Source organism: Curtobacterium sp. RM9, assembly GCF_054956955.1.
Window position 1 is genome coordinate 2,179,570 of record NZ_CM143271.1, and the last position, 13,567, is coordinate 2,193,136.

The window sequence follows — 13,567 nt, forward strand, 5'->3', positions numbered from 1 at the left end:
GCTCCGTCCACGTCGTTAGCCTCGGAGTGTGCCCACCGTCTTCCCGTCCACCGTCGCCGCCCCGGTCGAGCACGAGATCGTCGTCACGAAGTCGCGCTTCGTCACGACGATCGCCCCGGTGTCGAGCGTCGCCGACGCCGACCGGACGATCGCCGAGGTCCGCCGCCGGTACTGGGACGCCCGCCACAACTGCACCGCGATGGTGACCGGCGTCCGCGGCGACCAGGCTCGCTCGTCTGACGACGGCGAACCCTCCGGGACGGCGGGCGTCCCGATGCTCGAGGTGCTCCGTCGCCGCGGGCTGACCGACGTCGTCGCCGTCGTCACCCGGTACTTCGGCGGGGTGAAGCTCGGGGCCGGCGGGCTGGTGCGGGCCTACTCGACCTCGGTGTCCGAGGCGCTCGACCGCGCTGCGCTCGTGCACCGCCGATCGTTGACCCGCGTGACCGTCGAGGTCCCGCACGCCGACGCCGGCCGGGTCGACAACGTCCTGCGGGACTGGGTCCGACACCACGACGCCCGGCTCGGCGACCCGGCGTACGGCGCCGCCGCGACGTTCGAGCTCTGGGTGCCCCGGGACGCGCTCGGACCGCTGCGCGCCGACCTCGCGTCGGTGTCGGCGGGCTCGCTCGAGCCCGTCGTGGGTGAGGAGCGCGTGGTCGACGTCGTCGCGGACTGATTCCCAAGCCGGACGCACCTCGGGCGTGTCTCCTTGACCGCGCGGGATCGCCCAACGAAGAAGGCCCCGATCGCAGCTGCGATCGGGGCCTTGGCGGTGCACCCCCTCGGACTTGAACCGAGAACCCACTGATTAAGAGTCAGTTGCTCTGCCAATTGAGCTAGAGGTGCGTGCTGTTCAGTTGTCTGTCGCTGTCCGGAAGTCCGTCCTGCAACGGGAAACAACAATAGCATGGCTTTCAGGTGCTCACGACCACTCGGGCACCGGACACGAACAGGAGCACCATGACCGACCGTCTCGTCGCCGGCGACACCGCCCCCGACTTCACCCTCCCGGATCAGGACGGCGTGCAGCACTCCCTCGCCGACCTCCGTGGCCGGAAGGTCATCGTGTACTTCTACCCGGCGGCGTCCACCCCCGGGTGCACCACCGAGGCGTGCGACTTCCGCGACAACATGTCCTCGCTGCAGGCCGCCGGGTACGAGGTGCTCGGCGTCTCGAAGGACGAGCAGCCGGCGCTCAAGGAGTTCCAGCACGAGCAGGCCCTCACCTTCCCGCTGCTCAGCGACCCCGACCTCGCCGTGCACCGGGCGTACGCCGCCTGGGGCGAGAAGAACAACTACGGGAAGATCGTCACCGGCACGATTCGGTCCACGATCGTCGTGGACGAGGACGGCACCGTGCAGCTCCCCCTGTACAACGTGAAGGCCACGGGCCACGTGGCGAGCCTGCGGAAGAAGCTCGGCCTGGTCTGAGACCCGGCCATGGCACGGACTGGAGGCGCGGTGCCAGCTGGCACCGCGCCTCCGGTCCGTGCGGATGGTCGCGTCTACTCGTCGCGACGTGCGAGCGCGGCCGTCACCGTCCGCGACAGCACGAGCGTGATGCCGAGCAGGGCGGGGACGAGCAGCGCCCAACCGACCCACGCGACGCGGAAGACGCCCTGGAACGCGCCGATCGCCAGTGCACCCTGCAGGACCTGCCAGACGATGATGCCGGCGCGCACCCAGGGGCGACGGTTGCGGAGGCCGACGAACAGCGCGCCGAGCCAGAGCGCGGCGATGGCGGTGAGGACGGTCAGCGCGATGCCGGACGCGATGCTCGAGGCCGGCGCGACCAGCAGTTCGACGACGAGCACGACGGTCAGCACGACGAGGGCGGCGAACTCCAGGCCGACGACCACGAGGAGGGCGACGAACGCCGGGGAGCGCCGTTCGACGGCTCCGGGGTCGTTCGGGATGGTCTCGTGCACAGCGATCCTCCAGCGTCGGAACCCTTGATTTGGCCCTACCAGTATGGAACGATATTCGAGGTCGTTTGGACGGCACGATGTGGTGTGCGTCTCCCGTGGTTCAGCGCTCCTCCCCCGAGCGTCACATGGGCGTCAGACTCGCTTCCAGCGGACTCCTCCCCCACGGGTGTCCCTCGTGCTCGTGCACGCATGCGTTCCGATCCCCCGAACCACGGCCCCGGCCTGCCGTTCGAGCATCGATCACAAGGAGCACCACACATGGACTGGCGTGACCAGGCAGCCTGCCTCACCGCGGACCCCGAGCTCTTCTTCCCCGTCGGGAACACCGGACCGGCCGTCGACCAGATCGAGAAGGCGAAGTCCGTCTGCGCTCGCTGCACCGTCACCGAGATGTGCCTGCAGTACGCGCTCGAGAACAACCAGGACTCCGGCGTCTGGGGTGGCCTCAGCGAGGACGAGCGTCGCGCGCTGAAGCGCCGCGCCGCTCGCGCGCGCCGCGCCTCCTGACGAACCGCGCCCTGCGCGTCCGACGCCCGTCGCTCCTCCGGGAGCGACGGGCGTCGTCATGTGCGGGGCGCGGGTGGGGGGGTGCGGATGGTCGTGCGGGGGGTGGGCGCCGCTCGGGAACCAGGTTCCGGACACAGCACCGGGGATCTTCGCGGTGTCGTGTCCGGAACCTGGTTCCCCCGGGCGCGGGCGGCTAGGCGGCGCCGGCGGCGGTGAGCCAGCGGAAGGGGATCGTGATCGTGACCTCGGTACCGCTGCCCGTGAGCGTGTGCCAGTCGATCGTGCCGCTGAGCTCGCCCTGGATGAGCGTCCGGACGATCTGCGTGCCCAGACCCGATCCGACCTTGCCCTCCGGCAGCCCCCGGCCGTTGTCCCGCACCTGGATGTCGAGGTGGTCGTCGAATCGCTCGGCGACGATCTCGACCTCGCCGTCGCGTCCGTCGAGGCCGTGCTCCACCGCGTTCGTCACGAGCTCGGTCAGCCCGAGCGCGAGCGGCGTCGCCGCCTCGGACGGGAGCACGCCGAACTCACCCGTCTTCTTCGGCCGCACGGTGGTGTTGTGGGAGGCCGCGACCTCGGTCACGAGCTTGAGCACGGAGTCGAAGACCTCGTCGAAGTCGACGTTCTGGCTGAGACCCGTCGACAGGGTGTCGTGTACGACGGCGATCGCAGCGACGCGGCGCATCGCGTTCTGCAGCGACGTGCGGGCCTCGTCGGAGTGGGTCCGGCGCGCCTGGATGCGGAGCAGGGACGCCACCGTCTGGAGGTTGTTCTTCACCCGGTGGTGGATCTCGCGGATCGTCGCGTCCTTGGTGATGAGCTCGCGCTCCTGGTGCCGCAGCTCGGTGACGTCGCGGCAGAGCACGATCGCGCCGATGCGGTCACCCTGGTCGCGCAGCGGGATGGAGCGCAGCGAGACCGTGACGCCCTTCGCCTCGACGTCCGCACGCCACGGGGCCCGTCCGGTCACCACGAGCGGCAGGGACTCGTCGACGTCGAGCTGCGAGCCGATGAGCTCGGTCGTCACCTCGGCGAGGGACTTCCGCTCGAGCTCCCCTTCGAAGCCCATGCGGTTGAACGCACTGAGACCGTTCGGGCTCGCGAACGTGACGATGCCGTTCGTGTCGAGACGGAGCAGGCCGTCGCTCGCGCGCGGCGCACCACGGCGGGGACCAGCGGGGGCGCCGAGGTCCGGGAAGTCACCGGTCGCGATCATGCCGAACAGGTCGTTCGCGCTCGCGGTGAAGTTGAGCTCCTGCCGGCTCGGCGTCCGCATCTCGTCCTGGTTCGAGTGCCGCGTGACGACCGCGATCGGACGCTCGGTCGTCTCGGAGCTGTTGGCGCTGAGCCGCCGGAGGACCGGGATCGCCCGCACACGGGTCGGGGTGTCCTCGTACCAGTCCGGTTCAGCGGAGTCGACGACCCGCGACCCGGCGAAGCACTCCGTGACCTGCTCGCGCCACTCCTCGCGGATCTCCTGACCCACGATGTCGCGGTAGAACAGCGTCGCCGCGGAGCTCGGTCGGGCGTGTGCGACGGCCACGAACGAGCCGTCCTCGGCCGTCGGCACCCACAGCACCATGTCGGCGAACGAGAGGTCGGCGAGCAGCTGCCAGTCCCCGACGAGCAGGTGGAGCCACTCCACGTCCGCTGCGGAGGACCGGCCTTGTGCGAGGACGAGGTCACTGAGGGTCGACACCCGCTCAGTCTAGGTGCGGTGCCGTGGGGACGACGTCGCTTCTCCACAGGTCCGACCAAGTTGTATTCCTCATGTTGCGTTCCTTCTACGCTCGCCCCGACGGAAGGGGAACAGGTGGAGGAAGCACGACGGGTCGAGGCGACGACGCCCCGGCAGGGCCCGACGGCGACGGGGCCCACGGCGACGGCGACGTCAGCCGGACCGGTGCCCGTCGCGCCGCACGACGACGTCCGGCGCGAGGTGGACGGCACGGCCTGCCCACAGACCGCCGAGGCCGTGGCCGGCGCGCTCGGACTGTGCGTCGCCGAGATCCTCACCGGCGCCCGCGAGGTCGACAGCATCGCCCGCTGGATCACCGACGACGTGCACCGGCACCTGCAGCACCGTGCCGCCCTCGCCGCCCGGGCCCGGTCCCTCGGACGACGTGCGCGAGCGCGACCGCTCCTCCGCGTGGGCAGCGTGCTGGTGAGTCATCCCGCCGACGGGGTGGCCGAGGCGACCGTGGTCGTGCACACGCGGCACCGCGCGCGGGCGGTCGCCCTCCGGCTCGAGGCGCGGCACGGCCGGTGGCGCGCGACGGCGATCGGCGTGCTCTGAGGGAGCACCTCCGTCACGACGGCGGGGTGTGGGCCCGCCACAGGACGGACAGGAGGCGCGGTGCCAGCCGGCACCGCGCCTCCTGTCAGGACCGGGTCGGGTCAGCCCTTGCGCGCCGCCTGACGACGGTCCGCACGGTTGTTCGCCGCCTGCCCCGAGGCCGTGGCCGCGTTGCCGAACGCGGAGCCCTGCTCCGGACCGGCCGCCGCCTCGGCCTCTGCCTGCGCCTTCTGCGCGCGAGCCGTCGCGGCCTGCTCGAGGCGCCCGCGCTCGTCGCGGACCTCGACCTCGCCGTCGATCGACGGCGCCGAGTACTCGAGACCGGAGACCTCGTCCTCGCCGAGGCCCTTCGCCTCGACGATCGCGTTCTCGCCGTCCGACTGGACCTGCACCTCGAGGTTGAACAGGTAGCCCACCGACTCCTCGCGGATCTGGCCCATCATGCTCTGGAACAGGGCGTAGCCCTCGCGCTGGTACTCGACGAGCGGGTCGCGCTGGGCCATCGCACGGAGGCCGATGCCGTCCTTGAGGTAGTCCATCTCGTAGAGGTGGTCGCGCCAACGGCGGTCGATCACCGAGAGGACCACCCGACGCTCGAGCTCGCGCATCGCCTCGTCGCCGAGGAGCTCCTCGCGCTGCTGGTACGCGAGCTTGGCGTCGGAGAGGATCTCACGCGCCAGGAAGTCGCGCGATGCCTTGCCCTTCGAGCCCGCCTCGGTGATGACCTCGTCGATGGAGATCGAGATCGGGAAGAGCGTGCCGAGCTCGGTCCACATGGCGTCGAGGTCCCAGTCGTCCGGGGAGCCCTCGCCGGTGTGCGTGTCGATGACGTCGTCGACGACGCTCTTGAGGAAGCTCTGCGCGCGGTCGTGGATGTCGTCGCCCTCGAGGATGTGGCGGCGGTCGCTGTAGATCGCCTCGCGCTGCCGGTTCAGGACGTCGTCGTACTTGAGGACGTTCTTGCGGATCTCGGCGTTGCGGCCCTCGACCTGGGCCTGGGCGGAGCGGATCGCACGGCCGACGAGCTTGTTCTCGATCGCCAGGTCGTCGGGGACGTTGGAGCGGCCCATGAGGCTCTCCGCCGCACCCGAGTTGAACAGACGCATCAGGTCGTCGGTCAGCGACAGGTAGAAGCGGCTCTCGCCGGGGTCGCCCTGACGGCCCGATCGACCGCGGAGCTGGTTGTCGATGCGGCGCGACTCGTGGCGCTCGGTGCCGAGGACGTACAGTCCGCCGACCTCGCGGACCTTGTCGGCCTCTTCCTTGATCTCCGCCTTCACGCGGGCGAAGACGTCGTCCCACGCGGCCTCGTACTCGTCGGGCGTCTCCGTCGGGGACAGGCCCTTCGCGTGCATCTCCTGCACGGCGAGGAACTCGGAGTTGCCGCCGAGCATGATGTCCGTTCCGCGGCCGGCCATGTTCGTGGCGACCGTGACGGCACCGAGTCGACCGGCCTGGGCGACGATCGCGGCCTCACGCGCGTGGTTCTTCGCGTTGAGGACCTCGTGCTTGACGCCCTTCTTCGCGAGGAGCTTCGAGAGGTACTCGGACTTCTCGACGCTGGTGGTGCCGACGAGGACCGGCTGGCCCTTCTCGTGGCGCTCCGCGATGTCCTCGGCGACCTGCTCGAACTTCGCCTTCTCGTTCTTGTAGACGAGGTCGGTCTGGTCGATGCGCTGCATCGGCTTGTTCGTCGGGATCGGGACCACGCCGAGCTTGTACGTCGACATGAACTCGGCCGCTTCGGTCTCGGCGGTGCCGGTCATGCCGGAGAGCTTCTGGTACAGGCGGAAGTAGTTCTGCAGCGTGACCGTGGCGAGGGTCTGGTTCTCGGCCTTGACCTCGACCTTCTCCTTGGCCTCGATCGCCTGGTGGATGCCCTCGTTGTAGCGACGGCCCATCAGGATGCGGCCCGTGTGCTCGTCGACGATGAGCACCTCGCCGTTCATCACGACGTAGTCCTTGTCGCGCTTGAACAGGGCGACGGCCTTGATCGCGTTGTTCAGGAACGAGATCAGCGGGGTGTTCGCCGACTCGTAGAGGTTGTCGATGCCGAGGTAGTCCTCGACCTTCTCGATGCCGGGCTCGAGCACGCCGACGGTGCGCTTCTTCTCGTCGACCTCGTAGTCCTCACCCGGGGTCAGGCGGGTCGCGATGGACGCGAACTCGGTGAACCAGCGGTTCGCCTCGCCCGAGGACGGGCCGGAGATGATGAGCGGGGTGCGGGCCTCGTCGATGAGGATCGAGTCGACCTCGTCGACGATCGCGAAGAAGTGTCCGCGCTGCACCATGTCGGAGGACTGCCACGCCATGTTGTCGCGCAGGTAGTCGAAGCCGAACTCGTTGTTCGTGCCGTAGGTGATGTCCGCGGCGTACTGCTCGCGACGCTCGGCCGGGGACTGGTTGGCGATGATGCAGCCGGTGGTCATGCCGAGCGCGCGGAAGACACGGCCCATGATCTCGGACTGGTACGACGCGAGGAAGTCGTTGACCGTGATGACGTGCACGCCGCGCGACGGGATCGCGTTGAGGTAGGCGGCGGTCGTCGCGACGAGGGTCTTGCCCTCACCGGTCTTCATCTCGGCGATGTTGCCGAGGTGCAGCGCCGCGCCGCCCATGAGCTGGACGTCGAAGTGGCGCATGCCGAGCGTGCGCTTGGCGGCCTCGCGCACCGCGGCGAACGCCTCGGGCAGCAGGTCGTCGAGCGTCTCGCCGTTGGCGTACCGCTCACGGAGCTCGGTGGTCTCGTTCTGGAGTTCCTCGTCGGTCAGACTCGCGAAGTCGTCCTCGAGGTCGTTGACCGCCGAGGCGTACGCCTTCAGCCGACGGAGGGTGCGTCCTTCACCGATGCGGAGGACCTTCTCCAGCACGTTTGCCACGTGAGCTCCTTACGGGGTCGTCCCGCGCGACCTGCGCGATGCGATCAGCCAGTCATGCTAGCAACCTCTGTCGATCCGCCCGCTGGGAACGACACGGGTGTGCGCGGCCCGCGAACGGGACCGCGCACACCGGGGACCGCGTCGACGACCGGGCGACGGCTGCCACCCGACCGGCAGCGTCAGGCCAGGGCGGCCGTCGCCTCGGCGTCGGCCGGGGCCTGCTGGCCGGCCCCCTGTTCGTCGATGCCGATCACGCCGTAGTCCCAGCCCTTGCGGCGGTACACCACGCTCGGCCGGTGCGTCTCGGCGTCCACGAACAGGTAGAAGTCGTGTCCGACGAGCTCCATGAAGTAGAGCGCGTCGTCGACGGTCATCGGCGCGGCCTCGAACACCTTCTGCCGGATGACGACCGGGCTGTACGGCGGCTCCTCTTCCTCAGAGGTCTCGGTCACGACCGGCACCGCGCCGGTGGCCACCTCCTCGATGAGCTTGCCGTCGGCGGGCGTGACCCCCATCCGCTCGAACGCCGTGCCCGAGGCCTCGGCGACGGAGGTCGGGCGGTGCCGTCCGCGGTGCACCTTGCGGCGGTCACGCGCTCGGCGGAGCCGTTCCATGAGCCGCGCGAAGGCCAGGTCGAACGCCGCGTACTTGTCCGACGCGGCGGACTCCGCGCGGACGAGGGGGCCTGGGCCGATCAGGGTCAGTTCGACCCGGTCCTCGCCCTGGCCGCCAGCCTTCTCGTTGTGGCGGCTCATCCGCACCTCGAACGCGAGGGCGCGGTCGGCGAGCACGTCGATCTTCTCGGACTTCTGCTCGACGTAGGTGCGGAATCGGTCGGTGACCCCGACGTTCCGTCCCGTGATCGTCACGTCCATGTGGCGGCTCCCATCCGTCAGTCAGCGCGTCGCCTCCGTCCGGCGATCCTGAACGCCTTGCCGTCACGCTAGACCCGCGGGGAGCTCGACGTCACGGCGTGTCGTGCGGTGGGAGCGGTTCGGTGCGGACACCCACCGGACGCTCAGTGGTCACGGAGCGTTCACGGACAGGGTGGGAGTTCCGTGCTCAGTCCGGCACGCTCGCGACGCAGACGCAGCGGACCGCCCGGCCGCCGGCTGCGCGCACGGCGCGGACCGCCTCGGCCATCGTGACGCCGGTGGTGACGACGTCGTCGACGATCACGACCGAGCGGCCGCCGAGGTCGGACGCGGCCAGGGTGCCCACGGTGGCGTCGATGCGCTCGATCGCGGTCCGCTCCTTCTGCCCACGTGCGCCGCCGCCCGCGGCTGCCGCCCGGACCCGGCGGAGCCGCGCCGTCCGGGCGGCGCCGCGGACGCCTCCCCGGGCCAGCAGCAGCACGACCGGGTCGAACCCGCGCCGCCGCGACCCGGAGCGGGACGGCGGGACCCGGACGAGCACCGTGCCCGGTGGCGCCTCGGCGAGCGCCGTCCGCACGAGCACGCCGAACCGGACGCCGAGCGGCCCGGCCAGGTCGACCCGGCCGCGGAGCTTCAGCTCCAGCAGCAGCGTGCGGACGAGTCCGTCGTACACGGCGGCCGCGTCGAGCCGGACCCCCGCCACGAGCCGCACGTGCCGCGGGGCCGCGTCGAGCTCCGTTCGGCATGCCGGGCAGAGCGCGTGGTCCGGGCGGCCGCAGCCCGCGCAGGCGACCGGCAGCAGCAGGCCGAGCAGCGCGCGCAGCGCAGCTGCCCAGGGGCGGTCCGTCGTCGTCATGCTCACCATGCTGGGTGGCGACCGGACGACGGACCCGGGCCGACGAGCACGACGGTGGACGCGCCTCCAGACCGGACCGGCTGTGCAGGACGACGCGAAGCGACGCGCCGTCAGCGCTGTGTGCCGAGCACGTCCGCCGTGGTCCCCGTCTCGACCCAACCGCCCCCTGTGGACTGCAGCACCTGTCCGTCCGCCATGCGGAGCAGCATCGAGCCGCCGCTCCCCCCGGCGACCGACGCTGCGCGTCCGTCCGGCTTCGGGAGCGTGCTCGACTGCCCGCCGATGGTGGTGCGGACCACCTCGGGGCCGGTCGTCGTCTGGGCCATCGAGGCGACGTCCGAGTCGCTGATCCAGGTCGCGCCGAGGCCGATCCCGGTCGCCGCCTGCAGGCGGACCGGCGACCCGAAGGCCGTCGGGGTGCGGTCCGACCCGCGGATGATGCCCATCACGTAGAGGCTCGGCCCGTCGTTCGTCTCGACGAGGGCCAGGGCACGGGCGGAGTCGCGCGAGACCTGGAACGAGACGAGCCGTCCGCTCGGCAGCGTCGTGCCGACGGTGTGCGGGTCCCCGTTCAGGCCGTAGGCGGTGATCTTCCGCGGGTCCTTCGCGGACCCGACCCACGCGAATCCGAGGTCGTCGATCGACGGGGCGACGAGACCGTCGGTCTGGTCGATCCGCACGGCCTTCCGGCCGCGGACGACGAAGACGCCGTCGCCGTTGCCGACCACCGCCACGGTGCCCGAGGCGGAGAGCGAGAAGGAGGTCGGGCGCAGGCCTGCGACCAGGTCGCCGAGTCCGTTGCCGAGTTCCGCGACCCGACCTGACCCGGACGCGTACCCGGCTGTGCCCTTCCGGACGACGAGCGGGCGGGCGTCGACGTCGGGGTTCTGCTGCGCCTCCGAGCCGTTCGGGTCGGGCACCGAGAACGTGGTGCCCTCGACCGTGATCGACACCGAGGACACGGTCGCGACCGAGGCGAGCGACTTCGTGAGCTGTTCGCGCATCCGGAGCTTGTCCTGACCGCTCGCGCGCAGGGCGTCGATCGACAGGTCGACGAGGGCGGCGCCGTTCTCGACGGTGACGGCGTTCAGCGAGAGCTGCGTGCCTTCCGGGAAGGAGGACACCACGGCCCCCTTCAGCCAGTCCGCTGGTCCGGCGAGGAGCGCACTCGCGATGCGCGTGCTCGTCGAGGACCGCGCGAGGAACCAGCGCTCGTCGGGCACCAGGAACTTGTACGTCGGGTCGAAGAAGTACAGTGCGTGCTGCTGGAAGACCGAGTCGAAGCTCGGCGGGGTCAGGATGATGCCGTCCGGGGCGTACGAGATCCGCCACTCCCCGTCGACGCGGGTGAACTGGAACGTCAGGGTGGACGACGTCGGGCGGACCGCCTGGGTGTACTCGCCGTCGGAGTCGACCGTGGCGCTCGCGGTGAGCGTGTAGGTCAGCTCGCGTTCGCCCACCCGCTCGACCGTCGCCGGATCGGGGCGGATCGTCACGCTGCGCCGCGGGTTCCACTCCTGGGCGAACCCGGGCGCGAGGAACTCCCTGGCGATCGCGTAGTCGTCCGCCGCACCGGTACCCGCCGCGATGAACCCGCGCAGGATCGCCGTCTGGTCGGCACCGGCGACGGGCTTGTCCGGGCGGTAGTCCACCCCGGAGATCGACTCGTCCTTGATCGACTGCCCGGTGCGGACGGCACCGTCGGTGGGGATCGCGGCGCACGAGACGACCGCGAGGGCGGTGAGTGCAGCGAGCGCGGTGGCGACGACGGTCCGGAGGCGGGTACGCATCAGTCGTCCTCTCGGACGGCGCGGGGGCCGTCGTACGGTTCGTCGAGTTCGGGGAGCGGGATGGCCGAGGTGGCGTCGCCGACCTGACCGGTGCGGGGCAGGGTGAGCACGAAGGTCGACCCGTTCCCCGGCTGTGACCAGACGTCGATCCGGCCGCCGTGCAGGTTCGCGTCGCCGAGGGAGATGGCGAGGCCGAGGCCGGTGCCGCCGATGGTGCGCTTGCGGCTCGGGTCGGCACGCCAGAACCGGTCGAACACCCTGGCGGTGTCCTCGGGGGGCATGCCGACGCCCTGGTCGCGGACGGCGATCGCGACCGACCGGGCGTCGCTGTCCACGATGACCTGCACGGGCTTGGCGTCGCCGTGCTCGATGGCGTTGCCGACGAGGTTCCGGAGGATCCGCCGGACCCGCTTGGCGTCGAGCTGCATCGTCGTGTGCCCGCCCGGTGTGACGAGCTGCAGGTCGGTGCCGGCGCGCTCGGCCAGCGGCCGGAACTCGTCGACGATGTCGGTCGCGAGCGCGGCCGGGATCACCGGCTCGGGGTCGAGCTGCACGGCCTGCGCGTCGAAGCGGGAGATCTCGAGGAGGTCGGCGAGGAGCAGCTCGAAGCGCTCCACCTGCGCGTGCAGCAGCTCGGCGGACCGGCCGACGCTCGGCTCGAAGGCGTGCCGCGAGTCGAACAGCATGTCGCCGGCGAGCCGGATCGTGGTGAGCGGGGTGCGCAGCTCGTGGGAGACGTCGGACACGAAGCGCTGCTGCACGCGGGACAGCTCGGCGAGCTGCGTGATCTGTCGGCTGACGGCGTCCGCCATGTCGTTGAAGCTCCGCGCCAGGATCGCGATGTCGTCGTGTCCGCGCACCGGGATCCGCTCGTCGAGGCGGCCCGCGGCGATCTTGCGGCTCGTCTCGGCGGCGCCGCGGATCGGCAGCACGACGAGACGGACCACGAGGGAGGTGACGAGGGCGATGAGCACCATCAGCGCGACGCCGCCGATCGAGAGTGTCTGGGACACGAAGTCGAGGGTCTGCTGCGCGTCGGAGAGGTCGTACACGAGGTACAGCTCGTACTGGCCGGCGCTCGGGATCTGCAGCGTGGACCCCACCGCGAGGCCGGGCTCCCGACGCCCGTCGTCCACCAGCTGGACCGGCTGGAGGCTCAGCTTGCCGGTGTTCTTCGCGACCTCGGCCCGCAGCGCGTCGGTGATCACCGCGTCCGGGAACCGCTGGCTCGCAACCGTCTGCAGGATCTGTGGGGTGGACTGCCCCGGCGTCCGCTCGATGGCGATGCTCGTGCCGCCCGGGCTCGTGGTGTTCGACTGGATCGCCTGCTGCGCCTCGCTCTGCAGCGTCTCCAGTTCGGCCTGGTTGTTGTCCTCGCCGGCGGTCGCCGCGTCGAAGATGCCCTGCGCGACGATCGTCGCCCGCGCCGACTCGGCCTCGATCTGGTCGCGCCGCTGCGCGTACACGTTGTTCGAGATGCTGATCATGACGGCGGTGCCGATGATCGCGATGGCGAGGCCGGTGGTCATCACGGTGATGGCCACCGACCGGAACATCAGGGAGCGTCGCCAGAGGTAGGCGACGGCGTGCCACCCGCGCCGCACCCACTGGCGCAGGCGACGGCCGACCCTGCCGAGGGTCCCGGGGCCGGGAGCGGGGCCCGGCACGGTCTCAGGCTCCGCCGGCCCGGTACCCGACGCCGCGCACGGTGGTCACGATCTTCGGGTTGTCGGGGTCGTGCTCGATCTTCGCGCGGAGCCGCTGCACGTGCACGTTCACGAGCCGGGTGTCCGCCTTGTAGTGGTAGCCCCACACCTGCTCGAGCAGCATCTCGCGGGTGAACACCTGGTTCGGCTTCTCGGCGAGCGCCCGGAGCAGGTCGAACTCGAGCGGGGTCAGCGCGATGACGGCGTCGCCGCGACGGACCTCGTGGCCCGCGACGTCGACGGTCAGGTCGCCGGCGTGCAGCACCGACGCGTCCGCCGCGGTCGGGCGGAGCCGTGTCTTGATGCGGGCGACGAGCTCCTTGGGGTTGAACGGCTTCACGACGTAGTCGTCGGCACCGTTCTCGAGGCCCGCGACGACGTCGGCGGTGTCGCTCTTCGCCGTCAGCATGATGATCGGCGTCCCGCTCTCGGCGCGGATGCGCTTGCACACCTCGATGCCGTCGATGCCCGGCAGCATCACGTCGAGGAGCACGAGGTCGGGCTTCGAGCTGTGGAACGCGTCGACGGCGTCGTTGCCGTCGGCGCTGAACTCCGGCTCGTAGCCCTCGGAGCGGAGGACGATGCCGATCATCTCGGCGAGGGCCTGGTCGTCGTCGACGACGAGGATGCGCGGTGTCATGGGATTGGCGGACTCCGGGTGGCGTGCGGCGGGTGCCGAGCGGCACCTGACCCCTCACGATAGCCGAGGCCCCGTCGAGGACCGATC

12 protein-coding genes and 1 tRNA gene are annotated in these 13,567 nt (G+C 70.8%); 4 read left to right on the plus strand and 9 right to left on the minus strand.

All coding sequences use genetic code 11. The annotated features are described in order from the left end of the window. The first annotated feature begins 28 nt into the window (after nucleotides 1-28). Nucleotides 29-679 (plus strand): YigZ family protein, encoded by a 651-nt coding sequence (locus tag ACY3FI_RS10285; RefSeq protein ID WP_462547433.1) that lies wholly within the window; start codon nucleotides 29-31, stop codon nucleotides 677-679. 97 nt (nucleotides 680-776) lie between these two features. On the opposite strand, the gene ACY3FI_RS10290 is transcribed toward ACY3FI_RS10285, so the two are convergent. Next, nucleotides 777-849, minus strand: a tRNA-Lys gene (locus ACY3FI_RS10290). A 114-nt stretch (nucleotides 850-963) separates the two neighbouring features. Here ACY3FI_RS10290 and bcp point away from each other — a divergent pair. Then, complete coding sequence (gene bcp / locus ACY3FI_RS10295; protein ID WP_462547434.1) at nucleotides 964-1,434, plus strand: thioredoxin-dependent thiol peroxidase; 471 nt, start codon at nucleotides 964-966, stop codon at nucleotides 1,432-1,434. A gap of 74 nt (nucleotides 1,435-1,508) precedes the next feature. Here the strand turns inward: bcp and ACY3FI_RS10300 are convergent, their stop codons facing one another. Next, nucleotides 1,509-1,931: a hypothetical protein gene (locus ACY3FI_RS10300; RefSeq protein ID WP_462547435.1), complete on the minus strand. Its 423-nt coding sequence runs from the start codon at nucleotides 1,929-1,931 to the stop codon at nucleotides 1,509-1,511. Between the two features lie 258 nt (nucleotides 1,932-2,189). Here ACY3FI_RS10300 and ACY3FI_RS10305 point away from each other — a divergent pair, with 258 nt between their 5' ends. Further along, nucleotides 2,190-2,438 (plus strand): WhiB family transcriptional regulator, encoded by a 249-nt coding sequence (locus ACY3FI_RS10305; RefSeq protein ID WP_022904217.1) that lies wholly within the window; start codon nucleotides 2,190-2,192, stop codon nucleotides 2,436-2,438. Between the two features lie 193 nt (nucleotides 2,439-2,631). Here ACY3FI_RS10305 and ACY3FI_RS10310 read toward each other — a convergent pair whose 3' ends face one another. After that, on the minus strand, nucleotides 2,632-4,137 hold the full coding sequence (locus ACY3FI_RS10310) for a sensor histidine kinase (RefSeq protein WP_462547436.1): 1,506 nt from the start codon (nucleotides 4,135-4,137) through the stop codon (nucleotides 2,632-2,634). A gap of 114 nt (nucleotides 4,138-4,251) precedes the next feature. On the opposite strand from ACY3FI_RS10310, the gene ACY3FI_RS10315 reads away from it, so the two are divergent. Next, nucleotides 4,252-4,734 (plus strand): Rv3235 family protein, encoded by a 483-nt coding sequence (locus tag ACY3FI_RS10315; RefSeq protein ID WP_462547437.1) that lies wholly within the window; start codon nucleotides 4,252-4,254, stop codon nucleotides 4,732-4,734. A 101-nt stretch (nucleotides 4,735-4,835) separates the two neighbouring features. On the opposite strand, the gene secA is transcribed toward ACY3FI_RS10315, so the two are convergent. The 6 genes from secA to mtrA all read right to left on the minus strand — a co-directional run bounded on the left by secA (nucleotide 4,836) and on the right by mtrA (nucleotide 13,480). Continuing rightward, a complete protein-coding gene (gene secA / locus ACY3FI_RS10320; RefSeq protein WP_462547438.1) occupies nucleotides 4,836-7,613 on the minus strand; it encodes a preprotein translocase subunit SecA in 2,778 nt (925 codons plus the stop codon). A gap of 179 nt (nucleotides 7,614-7,792) precedes the next feature. Continuing rightward, entirely contained in the window at nucleotides 7,793-8,488 is a 696-nt protein-coding gene (hpf, locus tag ACY3FI_RS10325; RefSeq protein ID WP_462547439.1) for a ribosome hibernation-promoting factor, HPF/YfiA family, read from the minus strand. A 187-nt stretch (nucleotides 8,489-8,675) separates the two neighbouring features. Further along, nucleotides 8,676-9,344, minus strand: coding sequence for a phosphoribosyltransferase family protein (locus ACY3FI_RS10330; protein ID WP_462547440.1), 669 nt, complete (start codon nucleotides 9,342-9,344; stop codon nucleotides 8,676-8,678). Nucleotides 9,345-9,454: 110 nt separating this feature from the next. Next, a complete protein-coding gene (locus tag ACY3FI_RS10335; protein WP_462547441.1) occupies nucleotides 9,455-11,134 on the minus strand; it encodes an LpqB family beta-propeller domain-containing protein in 1,680 nt (559 codons plus the stop codon). Then, nucleotides 11,134-12,801, minus strand: a complete 1,668-nt coding sequence (gene mtrB / locus ACY3FI_RS10340; RefSeq protein WP_462547442.1) for an MtrAB system histidine kinase MtrB — start codon at nucleotides 12,799-12,801, stop codon at nucleotides 11,134-11,136. Before mtrB ends, ACY3FI_RS10335 begins: the two co-directional genes overlap by 1 nt. A 4-nt stretch (nucleotides 12,802-12,805) precedes the next feature. Next, nucleotides 12,806-13,480, minus strand: a complete 675-nt coding sequence (gene mtrA, locus ACY3FI_RS10345; protein WP_462547443.1) for an MtrAB system response regulator MtrA — start codon at nucleotides 13,478-13,480, stop codon at nucleotides 12,806-12,808. Between the last annotated feature and the right edge of the window lie 87 nt (nucleotides 13,481-13,567).